Annotated in this window: 24 protein-coding genes; 14 read left to right on the top strand and 10 right to left on the bottom strand. The window is 59.7% G+C overall.

Annotation, left to right across the window (positions count from 1 at the left end):
- Positions 1–118: 118 nt before the first annotated feature.
- The 10 genes from JFN93_RS02760 to JFN93_RS02715 all read left to right on the top strand — a co-directional run bounded on the left by JFN93_RS02760 (position 119) and on the right by JFN93_RS02715 (position 8892).
- Complete coding sequence (locus tag JFN93_RS02760; protein WP_199382461.1) at positions 119–685, top strand: tetratricopeptide repeat protein; 567 nt, start codon at positions 119–121, stop codon at positions 683–685.
- Between the two features lie 10 nt (positions 686–695).
- Positions 696–2132, top strand: a complete 1437-nt coding sequence (locus tag JFN93_RS02755) for a nicotinate phosphoribosyltransferase (protein ID WP_199382460.1) — start codon at positions 696–698, stop codon at positions 2130–2132.
- Positions 2133–2175: 43 nt separating this feature from the next.
- A complete protein-coding gene (pncA, locus tag JFN93_RS02750) occupies positions 2176–2799 on the top strand; it encodes a bifunctional nicotinamidase/pyrazinamidase (protein ID WP_199382459.1) in 624 nt (207 codons plus the stop codon).
- 261 nt (positions 2800–3060) lie between these two features.
- On the top strand, positions 3061–3795 hold the full coding sequence (locus JFN93_RS02745) for an amino acid ABC transporter ATP-binding protein (protein ID WP_199382458.1): 735 nt from the start codon (positions 3061–3063) through the stop codon (positions 3793–3795).
- A 155-nt stretch (positions 3796–3950) separates the two neighbouring features.
- Positions 3951–4778: an ABC transporter substrate-binding protein gene (locus JFN93_RS02740; protein WP_236021502.1), complete on the top strand. Its 828-nt coding sequence runs from the start codon at positions 3951–3953 to the stop codon at positions 4776–4778.
- Positions 4779–4994: 216 nt separating this feature from the next.
- Entirely contained in the window at positions 4995–5699 is a 705-nt protein-coding gene (locus tag JFN93_RS02735) for an amino acid ABC transporter permease (protein WP_199382457.1), read from the top strand.
- Between the two features lie 78 nt (positions 5700–5777).
- The gene (locus JFN93_RS02730; RefSeq protein WP_199382456.1) at positions 5778–6467 is read left to right on the top strand and encodes an amino acid ABC transporter permease; all 690 of its coding nucleotides are present in this window, start codon (positions 5778–5780) and stop codon (positions 6465–6467) included.
- A gap of 88 nt (positions 6468–6555) precedes the next feature.
- A complete protein-coding gene (locus JFN93_RS02725) occupies positions 6556–7617 on the top strand; it encodes a 3-deoxy-7-phosphoheptulonate synthase (RefSeq protein ID WP_199382455.1) in 1062 nt (353 codons plus the stop codon).
- Between the two features lie 260 nt (positions 7618–7877).
- On the top strand, positions 7878–8324 hold the full coding sequence (locus JFN93_RS02720; RefSeq protein WP_199382454.1) for a hypothetical protein: 447 nt from the start codon (positions 7878–7880) through the stop codon (positions 8322–8324).
- Between the two features lie 70 nt (positions 8325–8394).
- Positions 8395–8892 (top strand): hypothetical protein, encoded by a 498-nt coding sequence (locus JFN93_RS02715; RefSeq protein WP_199382453.1) that lies wholly within the window; start codon positions 8395–8397, stop codon positions 8890–8892.
- Positions 8893–9084: 192 nt separating this feature from the next.
- On the opposite strand, the gene serA is transcribed toward JFN93_RS02715, so the two are convergent.
- From serA to JFN93_RS02675, 8 genes are all read right to left on the bottom strand, one after another.
- On the bottom strand, positions 9085–10683 hold the full coding sequence (serA, locus tag JFN93_RS02710) for a phosphoglycerate dehydrogenase (protein ID WP_199382452.1): 1599 nt from the start codon (positions 10681–10683) through the stop codon (positions 9085–9087).
- A gap of 262 nt (positions 10684–10945) precedes the next feature.
- The gene (locus tag JFN93_RS02705; protein ID WP_199382451.1) at positions 10946–11557 is read right to left on the bottom strand and encodes a phosphoribosylanthranilate isomerase; all 612 of its coding nucleotides are present in this window, start codon (positions 11555–11557) and stop codon (positions 10946–10948) included.
- A 288-nt stretch (positions 11558–11845) separates the two neighbouring features.
- Positions 11846–13201: a TrpB-like pyridoxal phosphate-dependent enzyme gene (locus tag JFN93_RS02700; RefSeq protein WP_199382450.1), complete on the bottom strand. Its 1356-nt coding sequence runs from the start codon at positions 13199–13201 to the stop codon at positions 11846–11848.
- Positions 13202–13246: 45 nt separating this feature from the next.
- Complete coding sequence (trpC, locus tag JFN93_RS02695) at positions 13247–14047, bottom strand: indole-3-glycerol phosphate synthase TrpC (RefSeq protein WP_199382449.1); 801 nt, start codon at positions 14045–14047, stop codon at positions 13247–13249.
- A gap of 234 nt (positions 14048–14281) precedes the next feature.
- The gene (gene trpD, locus JFN93_RS02690; protein WP_199382448.1) at positions 14282–15340 is read right to left on the bottom strand and encodes an anthranilate phosphoribosyltransferase; all 1059 of its coding nucleotides are present in this window, start codon (positions 15338–15340) and stop codon (positions 14282–14284) included.
- 138 nt (positions 15341–15478) lie between these two features.
- Positions 15479–16060, bottom strand: coding sequence for an anthranilate synthase component II (locus tag JFN93_RS02685; protein WP_199382447.1), 582 nt, complete (start codon positions 16058–16060; stop codon positions 15479–15481).
- Positions 16061–16364: 304 nt separating this feature from the next.
- On the bottom strand, positions 16365–17840 hold the full coding sequence (trpE, locus tag JFN93_RS02680) for an anthranilate synthase component I (RefSeq protein WP_199382446.1): 1476 nt from the start codon (positions 17838–17840) through the stop codon (positions 16365–16367).
- Between the two features lie 61 nt (positions 17841–17901).
- A complete protein-coding gene (locus JFN93_RS02675) occupies positions 17902–18459 on the bottom strand; it encodes a YbhB/YbcL family Raf kinase inhibitor-like protein (protein ID WP_199382445.1) in 558 nt (185 codons plus the stop codon).
- Positions 18460–18779: 320 nt separating this feature from the next.
- On the opposite strand from JFN93_RS02675, the gene JFN93_RS02670 reads away from it, so the two are divergent.
- The 4 genes from JFN93_RS02670 (at position 18780) to JFN93_RS02655 (ending at position 21074) form a co-directional block, all read left to right on the top strand.
- Complete coding sequence (locus tag JFN93_RS02670) at positions 18780–18947, top strand: hypothetical protein (RefSeq protein WP_199382444.1); 168 nt, start codon at positions 18780–18782, stop codon at positions 18945–18947.
- Positions 18948–19022: 75 nt separating this feature from the next.
- Positions 19023–19823 carry a c(7)-type cytochrome triheme domain-containing protein gene (locus JFN93_RS02665; RefSeq protein WP_199382443.1) on the top strand — a complete coding sequence of 267 codons (801 nt, stop codon included), beginning with the start codon at positions 19023–19025 and terminating at the stop codon, positions 19821–19823.
- A 112-nt stretch (positions 19824–19935) separates the two neighbouring features.
- Positions 19936–20244 (top strand): hypothetical protein, encoded by a 309-nt coding sequence (locus JFN93_RS02660; RefSeq protein WP_199382442.1) that lies wholly within the window; start codon positions 19936–19938, stop codon positions 20242–20244.
- Positions 20241–21074, top strand: coding sequence for a c(7)-type cytochrome triheme domain-containing protein (locus JFN93_RS02655; RefSeq protein WP_199382441.1), 834 nt, complete (start codon positions 20241–20243; stop codon positions 21072–21074). The genes JFN93_RS02660 and JFN93_RS02655 overlap by 4 nt, the downstream gene beginning before the upstream one ends.
- 1116 nt (positions 21075–22190) lie before the next feature.
- Here JFN93_RS02655 and JFN93_RS02650 read toward each other — a convergent pair.
- Complete coding sequence (locus JFN93_RS02650) at positions 22191–23312, bottom strand: VIT1/CCC1 transporter family protein (protein ID WP_199382440.1); 1122 nt, start codon at positions 23310–23312, stop codon at positions 22191–22193.
- Positions 23313–23336: 24 nt separating this feature from the next.
- Positions 23337–24245, bottom strand: a complete 909-nt coding sequence (locus JFN93_RS02645) for a DUF6268 family outer membrane beta-barrel protein (protein ID WP_199382439.1) — start codon at positions 24243–24245, stop codon at positions 23337–23339.
- Between the last annotated feature and the right edge of the window lie 221 nt (positions 24246–24466).

Genomic DNA, 24466 nt, shown 5'->3' with positions numbered 1-24466 from the left:
CTTTCTCACCTATCTATCAGAACCCATGGAGAACTGCCACTAAAAACACCCGTACCGACCCCCGCTTGACTGTTTTCTAATGTGTTAATATTAACCAAACAGCAGCGAGGAAAACGGTATGAGACATGCAAAAGGAAAGTATCTGTTACTGGCGCTCATGGCGAGCCTGACTACCGGGGCCTTCACGCCACAAAACCCGACGCCGCCCGTGGACCAGGAAGAATTTCGTGACGCGGACGATTGGTTCCAGTCCGGCCTTGCCTTCAATAGTGAGGGGAAGTACAATGACGCCGCCCACGCCTTCGGCAGGGTTATCTCCATCGAACCGGACAATGCCTTTGCCTGGATGAACCTGGGTACGATGCAGGCCGTGCTTGGCGATTACGACAAATCGATGGAATCGTTAAGAAAATCGGTCCGGCTCTCCCCCAACCTCGCCCAAGGCTATGCCAACCTCGGGGAGGTCTGCTTCCGTGCCGGTCACTTCCCCGAAGCGATCGAGGCCTACGGGCGGCTTCTGGAAATCTGGCCCGACAACGCCTACGCCCATTACAAGCGAGGTCTGGCCTTTCTCTTCATCGACCAGCCGAGCCGGTCTCAGGAGGAGTACGCCCTGCTCAAGAACATGGATGGCGAACTGGCTCGGCAGTTGTTACACGCCATGGAGCAGGCCAAGAACCACTAGGGGGAAAACGATGCGGTATTCGCCGCTGCTTACCGATCTCTATGAGCTGACCATGGTGGCGGGGTATTTCGAGCATGCAATGCACGAGGTCCCCGCCGTTTTTGACCTTTTCTACCGCCACAATCCCTATCGGGGAGGCTACGCCGTTTTTGCCGGTCTGGAACCCGCCCTGCAGTACCTCGAGGAACTCCGCTTCAACGATGAGGAGTTGAGTTACCTTCAGGGACTGAACCTCTTTCCCGCGAGATTTCTTTCCTATCTCGAAGCGTTTCGCTTCCGGGGAAAAGTCACCGCCCCCGCTGAGGGGAGCGTCGTTTTTGGCAACGAGCCGCTGCTGACCGTCGAGGGTGGACTCGCCGAGGCCCAGTTCGTCGAAACCGCGCTTTTGAACATCATCAACTTTCAGACCCTGGTCGCCACCAAAGCCGCCCGGATCAACTACGCGGCCCGCGGCAGTGCCGTACTCGAATTCGGACTGCGCCGGGCGCACGGACCCGACGGAGGCCTCTCCGAAGCCCGCGCGGCCTTCATCGGCGGGGTCCGCAGCACGAGCAACGTCCTGGCCGGCATGAAGTACGGCATACCGGTTAAAGGGACCCATGCGCACAGCTGGATCATGGCCTTTCCCGACGAACTCACCGCCTTTCGCAACTATGCCCAAGTATTCCCGGAACACTGCATCCTTCTGGTCGATACCTACGACACGCTGAAAAGCGGCATCCCCAACGCGATCACGATCGCCCGGGAACTGCGGGAAAAGGGATACGAACTGTTCGGAGTGCGGCTGGATTCGGGCGATCTTGCCTATTTATCCATCAAGTCCCGCGAGATGTTCGATGCCGCCGGATTCCCTGAGGTCAAGATCCTCGCCTCCAATGAGATCGATGAGTTCGTGATCGACTCGATCCGCGAGGAAGGTAGCAGAATCGATATCTACGGCGTCGGCACCCGGCTTGCCACCTGCGCAGGCGAAGGGGGCGGAGCGCTCGGCGGGGTCTACAAGCTGGTGCGGATCGGTCAGAATCCGAAGCTCAAGGTTACCAGCGACATCGCCAAGGCGACCCTGCCCGATCGGAAAAAGGTGCTGCGAGCGGTGGATCCCCACGGAAACTTCGTCCAGGACGTGATCGCCCTGGAGGGGGAGCCCATTGCACCCGGTGATGTCGTTTTCGACCCGGCCAACCCGCTGCAGCGCGTGCGCCTTCCCCATGACGTACGCTTGGTCGATACCAGGACGGTGGTGATGGACCGAGGAGAGCGGTGCCAGCCAGCACCGACCCTGGAGGAGTCCGCCGACCACGCGGCGCGGGAACTCAACCTGCTTCCCGAGGGGTCGCTGCGCTTCGTCAACCCGCACATCTACAAAGTGTCGGTCAGCTCGGGGCTGAACCGCCTGCGGCTGAGGCTGATGGAGGAGGTCAAGCGCCATCTCCTTGCCACGCCCTGAGCCACACCGGCCGCCCGAACATCCCCAGAGGAAGGAGACGATCATGCCGAAAAGAAGAGCGGCACTCCTCGTCGTAGATGTCCAAAACGATTTTTGTCCGGGAGGCGCCCTCGCCGTCACCGATGGCGACCGGGTGGTCCCGGTTCTCAACCGCTACCTGGCGCTTTTCCACCGCAAAGGCTCCCCCATCTTCGCCTCGCGGGACTGGCACCCCACCGATTCCGCGCACTTCAAGCCCCACGGCGGGCCCTGGCCCCCCCATTGCGTAAAGGAAAGCGAAGGTGCCGCCTTCCATCCCCGCCTCACCCTCCCCCCCGAAACCATCGTCATATCAAAAGGGGCCACCCGCTGGGACGACGGCTACTCCGCCCTCCAAGGCACCACCGAGAACGGGACCCCGCTTCCCCTGCTGCTCAAGCAAATGGCGGTAGACCGGCTCTACGTCGGCGGGCTCGCTACCGATTACTGCGTGAAGGCGAGCGTGATGGAGGCGATCAAGCTGGGATTTTCCATCACGCTTCTCACCGACGCCGTGGCAGCGGTCAACGTGGCCCCGGGAGATGAGGAGCGCGCCTTCCAGGAAATGATCGCCGCCGGTGCCCAGCCGGCAACCTTCGACGAGGTATCGCAAACCCTTGACTCATCAGCCCAAAAGGTTGAACAGTAGCGAGATCTTCATTTTCATTGCTGTAGTGTACTTCCTGCCTTCCTTTGCCTTCACACCCTTTTCGCCATGGCATATACGTCAACTTGCCTGGCGCAAATCTGTCTGAACCCCCATCATTTTCCCTTCCTCTGAATCAAGTGCGGCACCGGGTACTATGTTCTCCGGCGCCGCCTTTTCATTTTGCAAGAAAATGCGGTTTTTCTCCCAAGGTCGGTTTCTCTGTGCTAGTATTGAGAACATTTTTCCCCATAGGAGCGCTCCATGATCAAGTTTCAGGGGGTTCATAAGTGGTTCAAAGCCCTCCATGTGCTGAACGGAATAGATCTTCACGTGCAAAAGGGGGAGGTGTTGGTCGTGTGCGGGCCTTCCGGGTCCGGAAAATCGACCCTCATCAGGACCATCAACCGCCTGGAACCGATCGATCAGGGGACCCTTATCGTCGACGGAATGGACCTTTCCCACAAGAAGACCGACCTGAACAAGCTCCGCGCCGAGGTCGGCTTCGTCTTCCAGCAATTCAATCTCTACCCGCATCTCTCCGTTATCAGGAACATCACCCTCGCCCCTACCAAGATCCGCAAAACGCCGACCAAAGAAGCCGAAGAGCAGGCAATGGCCCTTCTGGAACGGGTAGGTCTGGCAATCAAGCGCGACGCCTATCCGACCGAGCTCTCCGGCGGCCAACAGCAGCGCGTCGCCATCGCCCGCGCGCTCGCGATGAAGCCGAAGATCATGCTTTTCGACGAGCCAACCTCCGCGCTGGATCCGGAGATGATCGGCGAGGTCCTCGCCGTCATGCAGGGTTTGGCGGGAACCGGGATGACCATGGTGGTGGTAACGCACGAGATGGGTTTTGCCCGGGAGGTTGCGGACCGGATCGTATTCATGGACCATGGGCAGATACTGGAAGAGGCCAAACCGGAGGAGTTCTTCAAGAACCCGCAGCACGACCGGGCCAAACAATTCCTGAAGCAGCTGCTGTCGCCGATGCATTAATTAATGAATGAGCACTGATCGGTGATCGGTGAACCTTGAACAATAACTCGTGAAAAGAATCACCACAAAACGTACCAGTCAGTGCCCGGTTTCGCCCCCTGTCCAGGGAGGCATTTTCATGCAGATGCAGTATCAACCCCACCAAAGGAGGAAGCATGATGAAGAAACTTGCAGCTATGGTAGTGATGGGACTTGCCTTGGTAGTTACGGCGAAGGCGGCTATGGCTGCTCCGCCGGCGGACACGCTTGCCGAGGTTAAAAAGAAAAAGGTGCTTGTGGCCGGAGTGAAGGACTCCCTCCCGCCGTTTGGCTACGTTGACGAGAAAACCCGTGAGATCGTCGGCTACGACATCGATTTCGTCAAAGCCATTGCCAAAAAGCTTGGCGCAAAACTGGAGCTCAAACCCGTCACCTCCGCCTCCCGGATGCCGCAGCTGACCGAAGGTAACATCGACATCATCGCCGCCACGATGACCAAAAATCCGGAGCGCGCCAAGCAGATCTCCTTTTCCCACACCTACTTCTTCACCGGCCAGAAATTCATCACCCGCAAGGGAGCGGTCCGGAGCCTGAGAGATTTGGAAGGGAAGAAAATCGGCACCGCCAAGGGTTCCACCTCCGAGCAGAACGTGAAGAAGGCGATCCCCAGTGCGACGGTCCTTTCTTTTGACGACTACCCGCAGGCGTTTTTGGCCCTGCAGCAGGGTAAGGTCGCCGCGGTAACCACCGACGAAGCGATCCTCGCCGGCATCCTCGCCAAGGCTCCGAACAAGGCCCAATTCGAAATTCCGAAGGTCCAGATCTCCGAAGAACCGTACGGCCTCGGGATGCGCAAAGACGACACCAAGTTTGTTAACTTCGTCAACAAGACGATCCTCGAAATGGAAAAAAGCGGCGAAGCCAAGAGAATCTTCGACAAGTGGTTCGGCCCCGGTACGCCCTACCATCTGCAGAGAACCTTCAGGATCACCGCCGACAAATAGTAGCGGCTGATGGCCGGATAGTTACTTCCCCATCTCCGTCCCCAATTCCCCCTCCCCGCGCGGGAGGGGGGCAGAAGCGCCACCTGCAGCCAAGTGCCACCTTGAGCAGCGTGCCGGCGTCCCCCCACCTTTAGAGGGGACGGTTACCCTGGCAGACGGGATGGGTTTTTTCCAGATCGGAACAATGATGTCGCGCAGCAAAAGATAAGGTGACTCGTGCTCAATTACCATTTCGACTGGTCGATCATCACTTCGGGTAAGTATTTCGATTGGCTGGTCTCCGGGCTCAAGACGACCCTGGAGATATCGGCCGTCGGCATCGTGGGCGCCTTTCTGATCGGGCTTCTCATCGCGGTCCTCAAGATGAGCCACTTTGCGCCGCTGCGCTGGGCCGCCTCCGCCTACCTCGAGTTTTTCCGGAACACCCCGCTGCTGGTGCAGATCTTCTTCTGGTATTTCGGCTCGTACAAGATCCTTCCGGCCGCCGTCAACGATTGGCTCAACAACACCAACTTCGAGTTCGCCGCCGCCGTCCTCGCCCTCACCATCTACACCTCTGCCTTCATCGCCGAAGACATCCGCAGCGGCATCCTGTCCATCCCCAAGGAGCAGATGGAAGCCGCGCGCAGCGCCGGATTCTCGTACCTGCGTTCCATGCAGTACATCATCCTGCCCCAGGCGGTGCGCATCACGGTTCCGCCGCTGGTGAACCAGTTCCTCAACCTGGTCAAGAACTCGTCGCTTGCCATGACCATCGGGGTCATGGAGATCACCTACCAGGCGCGCCAGGTCGAAAGCTACACCTTCAAAGGGTTCGAAGCGTTCACCGCCGCGACGGTGGTTTACCTCACCCTTTCCGTCACCATCACGGCGGCGATGGAGTTTTACAACCGACGGGTTCTCAACCCGCAAAGAGGCTAAAGCCCACCCTCGCCTGCCCTCACCCCACCCTTTACCGAAGGGCGAGGGCGTTATCGGTTCTACGGAGCAAAAGCAGACATGGACTTCCAGGTCATTGCGGACAACTTCACCTACTTCATGATCGGGCGTTACCCGAACGGGCCGCTCGGCGGGCTGGGACTGACCCTCTATCTCGCCGTGGTCTCCTGCATCCTTTCCTTTTTCGGAGGGCTGATTCTCGGGCTTTTAAGCCTCTCCCGGATCGCCGTCATCCGCTATCCGATCAACGCCTTGATCAACGCCGTCCGCGGGCTGCCGCTGCTCATGGTCATCTTCTGGATGTACTTTCTCCTTCCGGCCGTCCTGGGCAAACCGGTGCCGGAAAGCCGGACTGTCATTGCGGCACTTACCATCTTCACCTCCGCCTACATGTCACAGATCGTGCGCGCCGGGATCGAGGGCATCCCCAAAGGGCAGGTTGAGGCCGCGCTGTCGACGGGCCTCAAACCGTGGCATGCCATGCTGTACATCGTCCTGCCCCAGGGGATGCGCAACATGATCCCCTCATTCGTGAACCAGTTCGTCTCCCTCATCAAGGACACCTCGCTCGCCTTTATCGTGGGGGTCTCCGAGATCACCCACGTCGGGACCCAAGTCAACAACCGGACCATGGCCTACCCTACCGAAATCTTTATCTTCATCGCTGCCGTCTACTTCATCGTCTGCTTTGCCTTCACCTCGTTTTCTCGCTGGCTGGAGGGGAGACTGGCCTGGAGGAAATCGATTTAGCATAATCAAAACAGCATTTTCTTTGACACTCGCACCTAAACGCGCTAGATTAGGCCCGCTTTACGAGCGCCAGCTGAGGGAGTCACGAGTGATCAAGACCAACAACCTTAAGATCAAAAGCATCACCCCCATCATTGCCCCCACCGACCTCCGCCAGGTTTTCCCCATTTCCGACGAATCCAGCATCTGCGTAACCGAAAGCCGCGAAGCCATCACCAAGATCCTTAACGGTCAGGACAAGCGGATCATGGTCGTCGTCGGCCCGTGCTCCATCCACGACACCAAAGGCGCGCTGGAATACGCCGAACGCCTTGCGGCGCTCTCGAAGCAGGTCTCCGAAGAGCTTCTCTTGATCATGCGGGTGTATTTTGAAAAACCGCGCACCACGGTCGGCTGGAAAGGTCTCATCAACGACCCGGATATGAACGGCACCCACCTCATCTCCAAGGGACTCGGCATCGCCCGCGGCCTGCTCTCCAAGGTCACCGGGATGGGTCTTCCGGTGGCGACCGAGATGCTCGATCCGATTACTCCCGAATACCTGGCCGACCACCTCTCCTGGGGGGCCATCGGCGCCCGGACCACCGAGTCGCAGACCCACCGGGAAATGGCCAGCGGCCTCTCCTTCCCGATCGGGTTCAAAAACGGCACCGACGGGAATCTCCAGATCGCCATGGACGCGATGAAAGCGGCCCTTCACTCGCACAGTTTCCTCGGTATCAACCGCGAAGGGCTTACCTCCATCGTCCAGACCAACGGCAACCCCGACGTGCATGTCGTCCTGCGCGGTGGGAAGAAGCCGAACTACAGCCCGGAAGACATCAAGAATACCGAGGAGATGCTCACCAAGGCTGGGCTCAACCCGACCATCATGGTCGACTGCAGCCACGGCAACTCCGAAAAGGATTACCGGCGCCAGCCGGAGGTTCTGAAGAGCGTGGTGGACCAGATTGTGGAAGGTAACCGCTCCATTTCGGGGGTGATGATCGAAAGCTACCTGAAAGACGGCAACCAGCCGCTCAAAGACCCCGCCAATCTTGCCTATGGCGTCTCCATCACCGACAGCTGCATCTGTTGGGAGACCACCGAGAAGATCCTTCTCGACGCGCACCAGCGGCTGAAAAAGTGCGGTGGGCGGAAACTGGCATAGCCTCCCGGTACTCATCCTTACCCAGTACGTCAAAAGCTCCCCCCGCCAGCCGGCAGGGGGGAGCTTTTTTTTGCGGAATTGGCGTATCCGCATCCGGTGGCCCCTTCGGTAATGAGCGAAGAATATGCTACGAAGGATTGTGGAATATTCTCCTCCCACATCTAGCCTAACCCCCCTACCCACCGAAATCACGGGCTTTTCAAGTTGGTACGCCCTATGCTTTGGTAGCTGCGAAGACTTCAGCTCAAAGGAGAAACCGCATGAACAAATTTATCGTCCTCGTCGCCGCAGCTCTCGCCTTTTCCGCCCCGCTTGCCGCCCAGGCCATGGATCACGAGCACATGGACCATGGGAGCCATGGCATGGCGGACCACGGCAACGTAGCTCATGAGGAAGTGGTGAGCGGAGTAAAAGCAACCTTCAAGATCATTCCCTGGAAAGAACGTCAGCCGGGGATGATGGAAACCCATCATGTCATGGTCGAGTTCAAGGATGCGAAAACGGGCCAGCCGCTGACGCAAGGACAGGTCCTGGTAAAGATCCAGGCACCGGATAAGAGCATCCAGACCAAGGAACTCATGGGAATGCAGAACCACTTCGGCGCCGACTTCGACCTGTCCCAAAAAGGCAAGTACGGCATCATGTCGAAATTCAAACTGAAAGACGGTAAAGAGGGGAGCGCCAAGTTCTGGTATCCCGTGAAATAGGACCACCGGCAGGCTTTGAGGGCGCCTCCTGCGCCCTCGGGCCTCGCACCACCCAGAAACCAGGTTTCTCATGCAAAAGAAATTTATTCTGGCCCTCCTCTTTTCGTTGTTAACCCTCCCCCCCACCGCTTTTGCCATGGAACAAAGCTTCAGCCAAAACGGCGTGAAGGCGACCGTGCACCTCTCGCCGGACCAACTTACGCCGGGCAAGGAAGCGACCCTGCGATTGAGCCTCGAGAAGGATGGGCATCCCGTCACCGACCAGGCTGTCGTCCTTGAGGTTTATGAAAAGGACGCCAAGGAACCGGTGATCAAGCGCAAGGTCGATGTGCTGGAAGGCGAGTACGTGGATTCCTGGAAGTTCGAGAAGCCGTCGGATTACCGGGTGGTATTGAAGATAGCCGCTCCTGGCCAGGCGGAGGGATTGCGCTACGAGATCGTGGCCTCAGTGGAAAAGGATGAGCACCAGGGGCACGGTTTCATGAGCCACATGTTCGGCGGACATTGGGGCTGGTGGGGCGGCGCTTTGATGGTGGGGATGATGGTTACGATGATGGTGCTGCTGTAGCCGTTATTTTTCCGCTCCAGACAGCCCCATCCACGCTTCAGGAGAGGCAGATACCCCATCCTCACCCTGTCCTCCCCTTGAAGGGGAGGGGACGCAGAATCTACCGTCGAGATGAGTTTACTGGATACGGTCGTAAAAAAGCCCCGGTGTCGGATGACGCCGGGGCTTTCATTTTGGCATGGAAAGGTAATCCTACTTCGCGGTCACCAGGTGCAGCGGCTTGATGAAGGTCGCATCGGTGGCGGCGCGAGCCTCCTCGACCACATCCGCCGGGACCTCGGAGTCGAGCGACAGGATGACCATCGCCTCCCCCTTCTTCTCGCGGCGCCCCAGGTTCATGGAGCCGATGTTGATGTCGTGGGTGCCCAGGATGGTACCGATCTTCCCGATCATGCCCGGACGGTCGGCATAGGCCAAAAGGAGCATGTACTCCTCGGGACGGAAGTCCATCTGGTAGTCGCGCAGCTTGACGATGCGCGGCACGCCTTCGAAGAGGGTCCCGGAAATGAGACGCCGCTCGCCCGGGCCTTCGATAGTCAGGGTGATCATGTTGGAGAACGCCTCGGACTGTGTCGATTTGACCTCTTCCACCACGATCCCCATGTTGTCCGCCACGAGCTGGGCGTTCACCATATTCACTTCCTGCTCAACGCGCTTGTTCAGCAACGAAGCCAGACCGCAGACGGTGATCGGGGTGCAGTCGTGCTGGGCGAGTTGACCGGTGTAGGAGAAGGTGATCTTGTTCGGGTTGGTGTCGGCCAACTGGATGATGAAGTCGGAAAGGACGTTGACCAGGTTGAGGTAGGGCCGCATCTGCCCCATGAGCGAGGCATCGAAGCGCGGAATGTTGATCGCGTTTTCGATCGGCTGCTCGTCGAGGTAATGGATGATCTCCTTGGAGACGTCCACGGCGACGTTCACCTGGGCCTCGAAGGTATTGGCGCCGAGGTGCGGGGTGACCACCATCTTCGGATGGCCGATCAGGCGTTTGAGGACGTCGGTGTCGGGCGGCTCCTTGCTCCAGACGTCGAAGGCGGCGCCGATGACTTTGTCGGAATCCAGCGCCTCGATGGTCGCCTCTTCGTTGTAGATCCCGCCGCGGGCGCAGTTGATGATGATCACGCCTTGCTTCATCTTGGCGAATTCGTTCTTGCCGATCATGTTGCGGGTTTCGTCGGTGAGCGGGGTATGGACGGTGATGATGTCGCAGACGCGGATCAACTCGTCCAGGGATACCAGCTTGACCCCCAGATCGTGGGCCCGTTTTTCGGCGATGTAGGGGTCGCAGGCGAGGACTTCGCACTCGAAGGCCTTGAGGCGGGTGGCGACGCGGCCACCGACCTTGCCCAGGCCGATGACACCGGCGGTGCGCCCTTTGAGCTCATAGCCGGTGAAGGGAGCACGCTTCCAGGCGCCCCCTTTCAGGGAGCCGTTGGCCTGGGTGACGTTGCGGCAGAAAGAGAGGAGCAGCGCCATGGTGTGCTCAGCCGCGCTGTTCGTGTTGCCGAAGGGGGCATTTACCACGATGACGCCCTTGGCGCTGGCGTAATCCACGTCGACGTTGTCGACACCGACGCCGGCGCGGGCCACCATCTTGAGGTTCTTGCCGGCGTCGAGCAGATCTTTGTCCACCGTCGTGCCGCTTCGGGTGATGATAACTTCGTAGTCCCCGATGATAGAGAGGAGTTCTTCCTTCTTCAGTCCCAGCTTCACATCAAGCTGCACGCGGGGATCGCTGTGCAAAAGAGCTAAGCCTTCCTGAGCCACCTCATCGGTCACGATAATCTTCATTTTCACTCCTTTTCTTTTTTGTGACTTAACTTCAACTTCTGGGTTCTACATCATAGATACTTCAACAAATCTATACTTATGACTCGCGATAAACCCCATCCTCACCCTGTCCGTCGCAAGCTCGCGCTTTCGCGCGCGACACCTTGAAGGAGAAGGGACGCAGGAAAAAGGGAATCCAAAGAGTTAAGCATGATCCTTCCTGGGTCGGTACCCCTGTCCGGTCGCACGGCAGCGCGGCTTGCGACGGTCGGGGGAGGATTGGTTACAAACCTTTCGCTCGCAGGATAAACTGCCTCACCTTTTCCGGATCTTTTTTCCCCGGACTGAGCTCGACGCCGCTGGAAACGTCCACGCCGTAGGGCACAACCTGGGCCACGGCATCGGCCACGTTCTCCGGGGTGAGTCCTCCCGCCAGCACGATCGGCCCGTAGTTTTTGGCCTGAACGGCCAGATCCCAATCGAATCTCTCGCCGGTCCCACCATGGGCATTGGGGGAATAGGCATCCAGCACGTAGCCGGCCACCCGGTAGGACGGCATCGGCACCAGGCTTTCGGCTCCCTTGACCCGGAAGGCCTTCATCACCCTGCGGCGCACGGCGGCACAGAACTCCGGCGTCTCCTCACCGTGCAACTGGACGAGGTCCAATCCCACCCGATCCGCCGTTTCATTGACAAAATCCAGGGGAGCATTGACGAAAAGGCCGACCGTCTGGATGAATGGAGGGAGTTCCGCCACGATCCGCGCGGCCTGTTCGAGGTCCACGTTGCGGGGGGATTTCTCGAAAAAAATCAACCCGATGGCGTCGGCACCGGCCTCAACCGCCAATCGGGCATCGCAGGCACTGGTTATACCGCAGATCTTTACCCTTGTCATCGTTGTATACTCCGCGAGCCCCCACGCGGCCTGTCTTCCTTGAAGCTCCTCCCTTTGACAAAGGGGGGCCGGGGGGATTTGCCTTTGAGATATTAAACCTGCTGAGTAAGTTGCCACCCTGCCCCCTCTCCTTCAAGAAGAGGGACAGGGTGAGGATGGGGTTAATTGGGGCAACTTTCTCTTTAGACAAGACGTCACACCCTGACGCGGGCGGCTCAGAAGCAAATCCCCCTAGGTCCCCCTTTGTTAAAGGGGGACTTAAGATCCTTCTTTTAAAACCGTAATCCTTTACAGCTGCACCTTCGGCAGGCGTTCGAGGGCTTCCTTGATCTTCGCCTCCGGGTACTCGTAATCTTCGAGCGAACCGGAAAGGTAGGCGTCGTAGGCCCCCATGTCGAGCTGCCCGTGGCCGGAAAGCCCGAACAGGATGGTCTTTTCCTTCCCCTCTTCCTTGGCCAGGACCGCCTCGTCGATGGCGCAACGCAGCGCGTGGGACGACTCCGGCGCGGGAACGATCCCTTCGCTGCGGGCAAAGAGGATGGCGCCTTCGAAGCAGGCGTTCTGCTTGTATGCCTTCGCCTCGATGACCCCGGCGTTGTAGAGCTGGGAGACCAGCGGCGAATCCCCGTGGTAGCGGAGCCCACCGGCATGGATTCCCGGCGGCATGAAGTCGTGCCCCAAGGTGTACATCATCGCGATCGGGGCGAGCTTGGCGGTGTCGCCGTAATCGAAGGCGTAGACCCCCTTGGTCAGGGTCGGACAGGAAGCGGGCTCGACCGCGATGCAGCGGACCTGTTTGCCGGCGGCGCGGTCGGCGATGAACGGGAAGCTCAGGCCGGCGAAGTTGGAACCGCCGCCGCAGCAGGCAATGACCACGTCGGGATAGTCGCCGGCGATGGCAAGCTGCTCTTTCGCCTCCAGGCCGATGACGGTCTGGTGCAGGCAGACGTGGTTCAGCACGCTCCCCAGCGCGTAGTTGGTGTCGTCGTGGGTCGCCGCATCCTCCACCGCCTCGGAGATGGCAATGCCAAGGCTCCCGAGGTTATCGGGATCGTGAGCGAGGATCGTCCGTCCCGCATTGGTGAACTCGGAGGGGGACGGGATCACGGTGCCGCCCCAAAGCTGCATCATGCTTTTCCGATACGGCTTCTGGGTGCAGGAGACCTTCACCATGTAGATGGTGCACTCCAGGCCGAACATGGAGCAGGCCAGCGCCAGGGAGCTCCCCCACTGCCCGGCGCCGGTTTCGGTAGCCAGGCGGCGGATGCCGGCCTGCTTGTTGTAATAAGCCTGGGGGATCGCGGTGTTCGGCTTGTGCGAGCCGGCCGGGGAAACCCCTTCGTACTTGTAGTAGATCTTCGCCGGAGTCCCGAGCGCCTGCTCCAGCCGGCGGGCGCGGTAAAGCGGCGCCGGTCTCCACAGGCGGTAGATTTCCCGGACCTCGTCCGGAATGTCGATCCAGCGCTGCGGCGACATTTCCTGCTCAATGAGCGACATGGGGAAGATGGGAAGCATGTCGTCGGGGGTCACCGGCTGCAGGGTCTGCGGGTTGACGACCGGCGCCAAGGGCCCCGGCATGTCAGGGATGATGTTGTACCACTGCTTCGGGATCTGCGCTTCGTCCAGCACTATCTTAGTGTTCATGACGACTCCTTGTAGCGTAGAGAATCCGGCTAACCGGTTAACAAACTATCCCAGCAACTCCGCGAGCTTGGCGGCAATATCGTCCTCGCGCATCAAGGATTCGCCGATCAGGAAGGCGTTAACCCCCTGCTCCGAAAGGCGAATGATTTCCTCCCGTTGGGTGATACCACTTTCCGCAACCACGAGCCGATCCACGGGGATCAGGGCGCGCAGCCTCTCCGAGGTGGCAATGTCGACCTCGAAGGTGCGCAGGTTCCGGTTGTTGATCCCGATCAGTCGGCAGTCGGTCTGCAGCGCGCTCTCCAACTCCTTTTCATCGTGGACTTCCAAAAGGACGTCCAGCGCGAGATCCCGGGCCAGGGCAGAAAACTCCTTGAGCCGGGAAAGGTCGAGCATCGCGGCGATCAGGAGGATCGCGTCAGCACCGGCGGCACGCGCCTGGTAGATCTGGTACGGGTCGAAAATGAAGTCCTTGCGCAAAAGCGGCAGGCTCACCTGCTCCCGGATCAGCGCCAGATAACCGAGATGGCCGAGGAAGAAGTGCTCATCGGTGAGGACCGACAGGCAGGTCGCCCCGGTGTTCTGGTAGATCATGGCGATCTCCAGCGGGTCGAAATCCTCGCGGATCACCCCTTTGGATGGGGAGCCCTTTTTCACCTCCGCGATGATGGCGGTCCAGCCGGAATTGCAGGAGTTCTCTATCGCAGAGATGAAACCGCGCGGATGGTCTTCCAGATCGGCGATGCGTGCCTGAATTTCGGCAAGGGAGGAATCGGCCTTCATCCGCGCCAGTTCCCCAGCCTTGTAATCAACGATCTTTTTAAGTACGTCAGGGATGTCGGTCATCCGGATTTTCCTTCTTTGTATGAGGACTTGATTCGCGCCAGGAATGGCGCTCCCACAGACAGTTGGCACCCCTTTCCTTCAATGCCACAAAGTCCTTTTTCTCCCCCCCTTTGACAAAGGGGGGGCGGGGGGGGATTTGCCTTTGAGGTTCTCTGTTTTACTCTCTAAGGCCTGAACCTCAGGGGCAAATCCCCCTAAATCCCCCTTCTTCAAAGGGGGACTTAAACCCCTGCCTTAATTACTCAGCTCGTTGGTCAGCTTGACCAACTGCTCCAGTTGTCTGAGGGCGCGGCCGGAATCGATCGCATCGGCGGCGACCGCGACCCCCTCGATCACCCCGGCCGCCTTGCCGGCCGCCACCAGGCCGAAAGCGGCGTTTAACAGCACCACCCGACGCTTGGGCCCGCTTTCACCGCAGAGTACTCCCCTCACGATCTCGGCGTTCCCCGCGGCGTCCCCACCGCGCAACTCCTCGGGAGTGCAACGCTGCAGTCCGAATTGCTCGGGATCGATCAGGCTCACCTCAACGCCGGACTGGCTCACCTCGGCGACCCTCGTCTGCCCGGCCAGGGTGATCTCGTCCATTCCATCCAGCCCGTGGACGACGAAGCCGCGCCGGCAGCCGAGTTTTTTCAGGACGTTGGCGAGCTTTTCCACCAGGTCTTCGCGGTAGACGCCGAGGACTTGGCAGTCGGCTCCGGCGGGATTGGTAAGCGGGCCCAGGATATTGAAAATGGTCCGGATGCCGATCTCGCGGCGCGGCCCGATGGCGTGCTTCATGGCGCCGTGCAGCGCCGGGGCGAAAAGAAAGCCGATGCCGATCTCGTCCACGCAGCGCTCCACCCCTTCCGGCGTGATGCCCAGGTTGACCCCGAGCGATTCCAGGACGTCGGCGCTGCCACAGGATGAAGAGACCGCGCGGTTACCGTGCTTGGCAACCTTCACCCCGCAGGCGGAGATGACGAAAGCGACCGTAGTGGAGATGTTGAAGCTGTTGGTGGAGCCACCACCGGTGCCGCAGGTATCAAGGATGGTTTCACGGTCGAGGTTGATGTCATCGCGGTCGAGGTCCAGGACCTTCCCGACCCGGATCGGTGTCACCCGGTCCCGCATCACACGGGCCGCCCCGGTGATCTCTTCGACCGTTTCCCCCTTCATGCGCAAGGCGGTGATGAACGAGGCGACCTGGGCCGGCGTCGCGCCCCCCGACATGATCTGGTCCATAACCTCGATCATCTCGGCTTCGCTGAGATTTTCCCTCTCGACCACCTTGGCGATCGCCTTGCGAATCATCCTGCCACCTCCTGCATCAATCCAATTCCCCCTCCCCCTCGGGAGAGGGTTGGGGTGAGGGCCGGGTGTCAGCTAACCTCACCCGCCCTTCGGGCACCATCTCCCTCCAGGAGGGGGTTTTTCCGGTTGACTGGCCGCCTAGGCCTTGAATTTCCGGGACAGGTCCAGGAAGTTCTTCAAGAGTTCCATCCCACCCTCGGTGAGAATGGATTCCGGATGGAACTGGACCCCCCAGATCGGCAAGGTCTTGTGCCGCAGCCCCATGACCTCCCCTTCCTCGACCCACGCGGTGATCTCGAGCTCTTCCGGGAAGGTGGGGCGCTCCACCACGAGCGAATGGTAACGGGTCGCGGAGAACGGGTTGGGGAGCCCGGCAAAGATCTCCCTTCCATCGTGGTAGATGGGAGAGGTCTTGCCGTGCATCAAGGTGGAACTCTTGATGATGTTGCCGCCATAGGCGTATCCGATGGATTGGTGCCCGAGGCAGACGCCCAGAAGCGGAATCCGGCCGGCAAAACGTTTGACCACCGCAACCGAGATCCCCGCCTCTTCCGGAGAGCAGGGTCCCGGGGAGATGACGATCCGGTCCGGGGCCAAGGCCTCGATCTCCTCCAGCGTAATCTGGTCGTTGCGGAAGACCCGCACGTCCTCACCCAATTCGCCCAGGTACTGGACAATGTTGTAGGTGAAGGAGTCGTAGTTATCGATCATCAACAGCATGAATTACCTCGATTAAGTCAAGCGCACCGCAGAGGTCGCTGAGGGACGCAGAGGAAAGCCATTTTATCTTTTCGATCTTGCTTATAGCTCCCTCTCCCCCCGGGAGAGGGTTGGGGTGAGGGCTCAGCCCCCCATCCTCACCTGTCCGTCGCAAACCGCGCTTTCGCGCGCGACCCTTGAGGGAGAGGGGACGGTAGGGCAAAGGCGGCGTTTCATAGCAGCAGTTGCCAGACTCCGAATCGCCGTCAAAGAAAAAGGTTTTCCTCTGCGTCCTCCGCGTCCTCTGCGGTGGGCTTTCAAAAACTCAGACCAGTCCTTTTTCCGCCATCTCGATCGCCTTGACCACGGCCATCGCCTTGTTCACCGTCTCCTGGTACTCGGCGGCGGGGTCGGAATCGGCCACGATCCCGGCTCCGGCCTGCAGATGCACCTTGCCGTCTTTCACCACCAGGGTCCGGATGGCGATGGCAAGGTCCATGTTGCCGGAGAAGGAGAAGTACCCAACGGCGCCGCCGTATACCTCGCGGCGGGCACCTTCGAGCTCTTCGATGATCTCCATGGCCCGAACCTTCGGCGCGCCGGAAAGGGTCCCGGCCGGGAAGGTCGCGCGGACGACATCGAAAGAATCCTGGCCCGGGGCGAGCCGCCCCTGCACGTTGGAGACGATATGCATGACATGGGAGTAACGCTCGACCACCATCAGCTCGGATACCTTCACGCTCCCGATGCGGCAGACCCGCCCCAGGTCGTTTCTCCCCAGGTCGATCAGCATGACGTGTTCGGCGCGCTCTTTCGGATCGGCGAGCAGCTCCCGCGCCAGTGTTTCGTCCAGGGCCGGGGTCGCACCACGAGGCCGGGTCCCGGCAATCGGGCGCAGTTCCACCATGTCCCCTTCCTTGCGCACCATGACTTCGGGGGACGCGCCCACGACCACCGTTTCATCCAGCCGCAGGAAGAACATGTACGGGGACGGATTCAAGGTGCGCAGGGCACGGTAGATGTCGAAGGGATCGACAGTCAAAGCACCGGAAAACCGCTGGGAAAGGACCACCTGGATGATGTCGCCTTCGCGGACGTACTCCTTGGCCCGGACCACCGCGGCCTCGAACTCTTCGCGTTTCACGTTGGAAGAAAGGGAGACTTTTCCCTGCGCCGGCGCCGAAGAAACGGCCGGAAGCGGGGCCTTGAGACGGGCAATCAGCCCCTCGATCTTCTGTTGTGCCTCTGCGTAAGCTGCTTCCGGGGAGATGGTGCCGTCGAGGTGGGCGTTGGAGACGACCTTGATCTTCTGGCTCAGGCTGTCAAAGACGACGATGGTGTCGGTGATGATGAAGTAGGCATCGAAGGCGCCGATCAGGCCGGGGTTGGTATCGGGGAGCCGCTCGAAGTAACGTACCGTGTCGTAGCCCAGGTAACCGACCGCCCCGCCGAAAAAGCGCGGCAGACCAGCGACCTCGACCGGCGTGTACTGCTCCATGAACTCGCGGATGTACTGCAGCGGGTCGCTGACTTCGACGCGCCGGATCTCGTCACCTTCGATAATCTCGACGAAATCCTTGTTGCCGCGGATCACCACCGCGGGTGAGGAGCCCAGGAAGGTGTAACGCCCCCATTTTTCGCCCCCCTCGATACTTTCCAGCAGAAAGCCATGGCGGCCGTCGTCGATCTTCTTGAAGGCGCCTACCGGCGTGTCAAGGTCGGCCAGGATTTCCCGGTAGACGGGGATCAGGTTTCCGTTGCTGCAGAGGGATTGGAACGTGGCGAAATCTGGATAATACATGGGGCTCCCTGAAACGGCCGATCCGCCCTGCCGGAAGACCTCCTGTCCGGCGGTAGCGGTCCTAGCGGCCGTACTTGGCGGTAAAGCTTGCTGAACCGAGCTGATTGGACTTGAGCATGAACCCGATCATCGCGGGACTCGCCTCTTTGGGCAGTTCCAGCTTGTCCACTTTCAGCGCGTAGACCGTGAAGATATAGCGGTGCGGCTTGTCACCCTTCGGGGGGCAGGCGCCGCCAAATCCCGGGGCACCGTAGTCGGTGCGCCCCTGGACCGCTCCCTCGGGAAGCTTCGATCCGGCGGCATCGCCGGCCGCTTCGGGAAGGCTCGTCACGGATGCGGGAATGTTATAGACCACCCAGTGCCACCAGCCGGAACCGGTCGGCGCATCGGGATCGTAAACAGTAACGGCAAAGCTCTTGGTCCCTTTCGGGGCACCGCTCCAGGCCAGCGCAGGAGAAAGGTTCTCACCCGAGCAGCCGAAGCCGTTAAACACCTGTTTGGACGTCAGTTTTGAGTTGGGTTTGATGGTGGGGCTGGAAAGCTTGAACCCTGCGGCGTGAGCAACAGTTACGGATGCCAAAAGCACAATGCCGAAGGTGATGCTCGTTTTCTTGAACATGTCGTCCCTCCTAGGTCGTAACGCTTCTCAAACTGAATGAAATTAAGCTCTGACTACTAGCATATCGGGGGCTGTAGTGTCAAGGAAACCGGGCTTCGGCGAAGCGTTTTGGCCATCATGGCAGGTGCGATTTTCGCAGGGTCAGGAGTCGGTTATTTCACGCACTGATGTCGTCACCTCACCTATTATCAACCGGATGCACTGTCATAGGACGCTCCTGTGCCAGAGCGGCAATTTTTTTCTAAGCAAGCTAACCCCTTAAAAAGAGTTAACAGCTCTACATACCACCGAGAAATCATTGCAAAAACAGGAGGCTAGGCATGATTAATGCTGACAGTGCTGAAGCTACCGTGCCCATTGTCACTCCGGCGTGGCAAGGGAGTCGCCGTTTCAGCGTGGAAACGGCTGTTGGACTGAAGAGGACGCAGATGGCTCGCAGCGATGAACAGCAGCTATCACACAAGACAATGACATTTTTTGCTATGTAGCGCCTTGGTTTCATCCTGCGATCCCCTGCGTCCTCCGCGTTCTTTTTCAATGCTATGCAGTTAGAGGGAGGAGCCATGAAAAAATCATATCTGGTCCTGTTGTTACTCCTGGTGGGAGCGGGGATGGCCTGGGCGCAGGGGGGTATGAAGAAGAAAAAGCCCCTCCCCTACGAATTCGGTACCGTCACCCTCAACAACTACTCCGAACATGCCGGGATGCCGCCTGCGGTCTTCGACCACTGGGTGCACCGGAAGCACTTCACCTGCCGCCTCTGCCACGTCGATATCGGCTTCGGCATGACCGCCGGCTCCACCAAGATCAAAGCCGCCGACAACATGAAGGGGTACTACTGCGGCACCTGCCACAACGGCCAGTCCGAATTCGGCAAGGGCAAGCTCTTCGCCTCCTGCGCCAAGGAGTACACCCGGGAGGATTACAAGGTCTGCGTAAACTGCCATCGTGTAGACCGGAGCGAGGCGCGCGAAGACGCCTTCTACGATTTTGCCCAGGGAATGCCGCGGGAGACCTTCGGCAACGGGATCAATTGGGAGAAAGCCGAGGAGATGGGGAAGATAAAGCTTACGGATTACCTGGAAGGGGTCTCGGTGAAGAAGGCGAAGCTCAAGACCCAGCAGGATTTCTCCCTCACCAGCAAGGTAGAGGGAATGCCGGACATCATCTTCTCGCATAAGAAACACACCGTCTGGAGCGGCTGCGAGCTCTGCCATCCGGACATCTTCGTTGGGGTGAAGAAGGGAGCGACCAAGTACTCCATGGTGGAGATCTTCGACGGCAAGTACTGCGGGGTCTGCCACGGCAAGGTGGCCTTCCCCAACACCGACTGCCAGAGGTGCCACAGCGCTCCGGTGCAGTAAGACCGGGGTCCGGGGTCGGCGGGGTGAGGATGGGTTTCCGACGTCTCCCGCGTCCCCATCGCCGTCCTGTCCTCCCCCTTGAACGGGAGGAAACGCAGGTTTCGAGGCTACTATGACTATCCGCTTTTTTATTGCGGCATTTATCGTGCTCTGCCTGTTCCTGGCTCCGGCCCTGGCGGAATCGCCCATCAAAGCGGAGTTCGACGCCGCCTGTGCCAAGACCGATGACGCCATGAACCTGAGCGTGGCGGAGTTGAACGAGCTCATCGAGCGGTGCTCGCGCCTGCGCAAGTCCCTGGAAAAAGAAGACGAGACGGTCCGGAAGGTCTACCTGAAAAGAATCGATATGTGCGAGAACCTGTACCGCTTCGTTTTGGAGGCCAAGGCCAGGCAGCAGAAAAAGGGAGAGGCCGCTAAATGAACCGTTGGCGTTTCCGCGTGCGGCTCGCCGCCCTCCCCCTCTCGCTGGTAGGCCTGCTGCTGCTCGGTCCCGGCAAGACTTCCCTTGCCGACGATCGCGACGCCCTGGCCAAGGTCATTCACGCGATCCCGCCCAACGGGCCGTTTTGGCAGTATGGGAACGTGGTCATGGGGATGCGCTGCCGGCCGGTGGGGATGCAGCCGGTCATCTTCCCGCACTGGAAGCACCGCGCCATGTACACCTGCCGGGTCTGCCACATGGAACTCGGCTTCAGCATGAAGCAGGGGGACACCGGCGTCACCCGGAGCGAATACCTGAGAGGAAAATACTGTGGCGTCTGCCACAACGGGAAGGCGGCCTTCACCGTGAAAGGTGAGCCGGGATCGCCCAACTGCGAGCGTTGCCACATCAAGGACACCAAGGGGCTGGAAGCGCGGTTCGAAGAATTTGCCGAAGGACTGCCGATCGCGGCTTTCGGCAACGGCATCGACTGGGCCAAGGCGATCCGCGACGAGCAGATGGCACCCCGAAACACGCTCAACTCCCGCGCGGTGATCTCGCAGTTGCCGGACAAGCTGAAAACACCGCTGAAGCTCGGCTCGTACTCGGACCGCACCATGGTCATCTTCTCGCACCAGGACCACTTCGCCGAATTGGATTGCTCCTCGTGCCATCCCGACATCTTCAACATCAAGAAGGAAGGGACCAGATCCTTTTCGATGGAAAACAACCTCTACGGGAACTTCTGCGGCGCCTGTCACCTCCTGGTCGCCTTCCCGATGAACGACTGCAAGCGCTGCCATCCCCGCATCAGCTCCCTCGGCGCGTAACATAAAGGGGGCGGGCTCCGCAGGCGCCCGCCCCCTTGCTCAACATGCTGTCCCATCAGGGGACTGGCTTCGCAGAAGCCGGTCCCCTTTCGTTTTGGAAGGCGGTTCGACGCTGCGGGAGCGCGCTACCTTGGGAGCACGAAAAAAAAGAAGCCACCTGTCTGCCACAGGTGGCTTTTTGTCACTGCTAACTACATTAAATCATTTCAGTTCATCAAACCAACATCAGCATTACAGCATTACAAACGGGCACAACAGGGCAAAGGACGGGCAACAGGAACAACAGGTACTACATGGCAAAGGACAGGCAAAGGTACTGCACGAAAAAAGGTACTACAAACAACGTACTACATTACAGTTACTGCAAGGACAGGGCAAAGGACAACAACATTTCAAGAACAACATCCAAATAACAATAAAAGCAACGCATCATTCCATGAACATCACGTACTACATTTCAATTCATCATTACAGAGACATCATGTACTTCATGTACTGCATCTGCATCATCAGGTCGATTCGAGCATCCAATCGCTACTGAGTAAGGGCCTCATTCCTGAACGGACAGGAACGGGAATTGTGGTCCATACATCTTTCACAACTGAGCACTTGACAGAAGTATCTGCAGGAATCCCTGCTGGTAAAATAATATGTCTCAACTAATTCGGAGTTCATAAGCACCTCACCGACTGCAACACTATTTGCTCTTGTCATTGCCCTACATACTGCAAACCAGATGCCAGCATTAAAGATGGCGGGAACCAGCTGACAATACTGGCGTTCCAACTCCGCGTAACTTCGCCATTAACCGCGGATTGTAGTTATTTCCGACAGCTGCTGTTCTGTTTCTACACATCTTTTGGCCGGCCCCATCGCGCGATCAGGCTCAAAAACTGCCGCGAAGTCGCGAAGTCGACAAGTGATATCGCTGTAAAACTCTTCGACAGACAGTGGCGAACTAACGACGGTTCGGGCCAACCGCGGCCGGCTGGTGAGACTCTCCTTGCGGTTTCGACTCGCGAAATAACGGTACCGGCATTCTTAACGGCATGAAAAAGGGGGCCCCGGCGCAAACCAGGGCCCCCTTTTCGATGGAGGGAAGAAACGGGAAAAAACCTACCCGGCCAGGCTGCCCCCGACGAGCCGACCAACCAGATAGGTAACCGCCGCGGCGATCAGGCCGAAGCCGACCTGCCGCATTCCGGCATAGAAGACGGGACGCCCGGTAAAAAGCGTGATGGCGGCGCCTACGGCAAAAAGGCCGACCGCACTGAAGGCGGCACTGGTAACGACGGCTGCCGCGCCGCTCATGAACAGAAACGGAATGATGGGAATGACGGCTCCGGCGGCAAAGAGCAAAAACGAGGTAATGGCCGCCACCCAGGCCGATCCCCCCAACTCCTCGGGATCCACCCCGAGCTCCTCGCGGACCAGGGTGCCGAGCGCGTTCTCCCGGTCATCCATGATCCGGCCCGCGATCTGGCGGGCGGTCGGCTCGTCGATGCCGCGCGCCTGGTAGATCAGGACCAGTTCCTCGACCTCTTCCTCGGGGGCGTTCTCTATTTCCTCGCGCTCGGTCTCGATGTGCCTCTGGTAGAGCTCCCGCGAACTCTGCACCGAAATCCATTCCCCCAGCGCCATGGAAATCGCCCCGGCGAGCATCCCCGCGCACCCGGTGAGCAAGATGCTGCGATTGGCCAGCTGGGCCCCAGCCACCCCCATGATCAGGTTGAAGTTGGAGAGCAGGCCGTCGCTCGCGCCGAGAACCGCCGCCCGCAGCGCATTGCCGCCGGCCATCCGGTGCCGCCCCTCGAGCTGGGCCAGCGCGCTCCCCCCTACCCCGCCGGAATTCTGCACGATCTGGCGCAGCACCCGGGCGTGGGACTGTTCGGTCGGGATCAAGTCGGCCGCGTCCGGCTGGCTGCCGTAATCGCCGGAAGCGGTCTCCTCCTTGGCGGAAAGGGTCGGCACCACCATTTCCGGGCCAAGGGACCGGGAGAGCCAAGCCAGGAGCCGGGTGCGGACCGCGGGGCGAAACGGGGGCACCTTGGCCCCGGCGGCGGCAAGTTTCCCGGCCCACAGATCGGCATGGTGTTCCTCCGCCTCGGCAAGCTTTCGGTACACCTCGGCAAGCCGGGGGTTTTCCTCATGCTCGGAGAGCGCCCGGTAAAGGTAGGTGCTGTTGCGCTCCTCCTCGAGGTTTCGCAGGTAGCGGGCCCGCTCGGCTTTCTGATCCATCGGCATCCTTCCTGTTCCGGGAAATTACAGGTAAAACTTCAGCCCCAGCCGCGCGAACGGTGCCCGAGCCACATGCAGGTCAGGACGGTCGCCATCGAAGAACCGGAATTTCCTGCCAAAGGCCTCCCCCACCGAAAGGCCCAGCTTCACGCGTTTGGAGAGGGAAATCTCGGCACCGGCCGCAAGGCGTTCCTCGTGATAGCTGATCAGGTTGGCTCCGACGGAGGGGTCGTGCAGCCGGTATTCGCCGCCGGAAAATTCGGCGGCCAGGTAGAGCTCGGTCCCACGGCTGGGCCGGTACATGATCCCGGTTCGGGGAAAACCCAGACCGAAGGCCCACTGGGGGGTGGGGACGTAGAGGGCGCCGAGAATGGGGAGCACCGGAAACGAGCGGTTCATGCCGGTGTAGGCGACCCCGCCGATGAGGGTCCATTGCTGATCCGGGCGGTAGCGGGCATGCAGCGCCACCGGCACCCTGACGTCGTCCCCCGTGATCGCCTTGAAGTCCCCGGCGAGTCCGGGTGAGACGCGCGCGCCCAGCGCCAGCTTGTCACTGGTCCGGTACTCGCCCCCCAATTCCAATGCCACGGCATGCAACGACTCGGGAAGGTGTGCCGAGGCGGGAGCGTCGATCAAGCGCGCGCTGTAGTGCATGCCGGTAGTGAGCTCGAAACGGGAGCTGAGATCCTGTTTCCGGCTGACCCCGGCGCGGACCTGCCCCATGGTGACGTTGCCGCCCCCCTCCTCGATGCTGCTGCGGCGCAGCCAGTCGGTCTCGGCGAAGCTCTCCCATTTGGCCGGAGCCGCAGCGGGAGCCATGGTCAAAAGGTCGGTCGCCCGGTCCTCCATGTCCTTTACTTCCTGGGCGAAGACAGGGGTGGCAGTGAGGAGGAAAAGGCTGCACAAAACAAGGCGTCGGAGAATTCGGGACATAGGAACCTCATGAAAACGGGGACGAAAGGACCTTGGCGTTATACATTCTCTTCGTTAAAAGTACAACCCGCGGTCCGCTCTTTCCCCGGTGATTCCTTAAATTCGCCGCATTTCCCCTTTGATGATTCGAGGCAGGTCAGTCGCATTTGGTACCTCAACGGGACCGACCGCTTGTAGGAGCGACATTCTTTTCGCGATCGAGATCTCTTCTCCGTGTCGGT

This window comes from Geomesophilobacter sediminis (assembly GCF_016458275.1).
Lineage (GTDB): Bacteria > Desulfobacterota > Desulfuromonadia > Geobacterales > Geobacteraceae > Geomesophilobacter > Geomesophilobacter sediminis.
The sequence above is the reverse complement of the archived record's forward strand: the minus strand, read 5'-3'. Positions and strand labels throughout refer to the sequence as shown.

Coding starts and splice junctions, on each gene's coding strand:
- serA (WP_199382452.1), bottom strand. CDS start 10,683: ATGAAGATTATCGTGACCGATGAGGTGGCTCAGGAAGGCTTAGCTCTT.
- JFN93_RS02760 (WP_199382461.1), top strand. CDS start 119: ATGAGACATGCAAAAGGAAAGTATCTGTTACTGGCGCTCATGGCGAGC.
- JFN93_RS02755 (WP_199382460.1), top strand. CDS start 696: ATGCGGTATTCGCCGCTGCTTACCGATCTCTATGAGCTGACCATGGTG.
- JFN93_RS02705 (WP_199382451.1), bottom strand. CDS start 11,557: ATGACAAGGGTAAAGATCTGCGGTATAACCAGTGCCTGCGATGCCCGA.
- JFN93_RS02675 (WP_199382445.1), bottom strand. CDS start 18,459: ATGTTCAAGAAAACGAGCATCACCTTCGGCATTGTGCTTTTGGCATCC.
- JFN93_RS02745 (WP_199382458.1), top strand. CDS start 3,061: ATGATCAAGTTTCAGGGGGTTCATAAGTGGTTCAAAGCCCTCCATGTG.
- JFN93_RS02740 (WP_236021502.1), top strand. CDS start 3,951: ATGATGAAGAAACTTGCAGCTATGGTAGTGATGGGACTTGCCTTGGTA.
- JFN93_RS02720 (WP_199382454.1), top strand. CDS start 7,878: ATGAACAAATTTATCGTCCTCGTCGCCGCAGCTCTCGCCTTTTCCGCC.
- JFN93_RS02715 (WP_199382453.1), top strand. CDS start 8,395: ATGCAAAAGAAATTTATTCTGGCCCTCCTCTTTTCGTTGTTAACCCTC.
- JFN93_RS02665 (WP_199382443.1), top strand. CDS start 19,023: ATGAAAAAATCATATCTGGTCCTGTTGTTACTCCTGGTGGGAGCGGGG.
- JFN93_RS02685 (WP_199382447.1), bottom strand. CDS start 16,060: ATGCTGTTGATGATCGATAACTACGACTCCTTCACCTACAACATTGTC.
- JFN93_RS02655 (WP_199382441.1), top strand. CDS start 20,241: ATGAACCGTTGGCGTTTCCGCGTGCGGCTCGCCGCCCTCCCCCTCTCG.
- JFN93_RS02670 (WP_199382444.1), top strand. CDS start 18,780: ATGATTAATGCTGACAGTGCTGAAGCTACCGTGCCCATTGTCACTCCG.
- JFN93_RS02700 (WP_199382450.1), bottom strand. CDS start 13,201: ATGAACACTAAGATAGTGCTGGACGAAGCGCAGATCCCGAAGCAGTGG.
- pncA (WP_199382459.1), top strand. CDS start 2,176: ATGCCGAAAAGAAGAGCGGCACTCCTCGTCGTAGATGTCCAAAACGAT.
- JFN93_RS02650 (WP_199382440.1), bottom strand. CDS start 23,312: ATGGATCAGAAAGCCGAGCGGGCCCGCTACCTGCGAAACCTCGAGGAG.
- trpD (WP_199382448.1), bottom strand. CDS start 15,340: ATGATTCGCAAGGCGATCGCCAAGGTGGTCGAGAGGGAAAATCTCAGC.
- JFN93_RS02660 (WP_199382442.1), top strand. CDS start 19,936: ATGACTATCCGCTTTTTTATTGCGGCATTTATCGTGCTCTGCCTGTTC.
- JFN93_RS02645 (WP_199382439.1), bottom strand. CDS start 24,245: ATGTCCCGAATTCTCCGACGCCTTGTTTTGTGCAGCCTTTTCCTCCTC.
- trpE (WP_199382446.1), bottom strand. CDS start 17,840: ATGTATTATCCAGATTTCGCCACGTTCCAATCCCTCTGCAGCAACGGA.
- trpC (WP_199382449.1), bottom strand. CDS start 14,047: ATGACCGACATCCCTGACGTACTTAAAAAGATCGTTGATTACAAGGCT.
- JFN93_RS02730 (WP_199382456.1), top strand. CDS start 5,778: ATGGACTTCCAGGTCATTGCGGACAACTTCACCTACTTCATGATCGGG.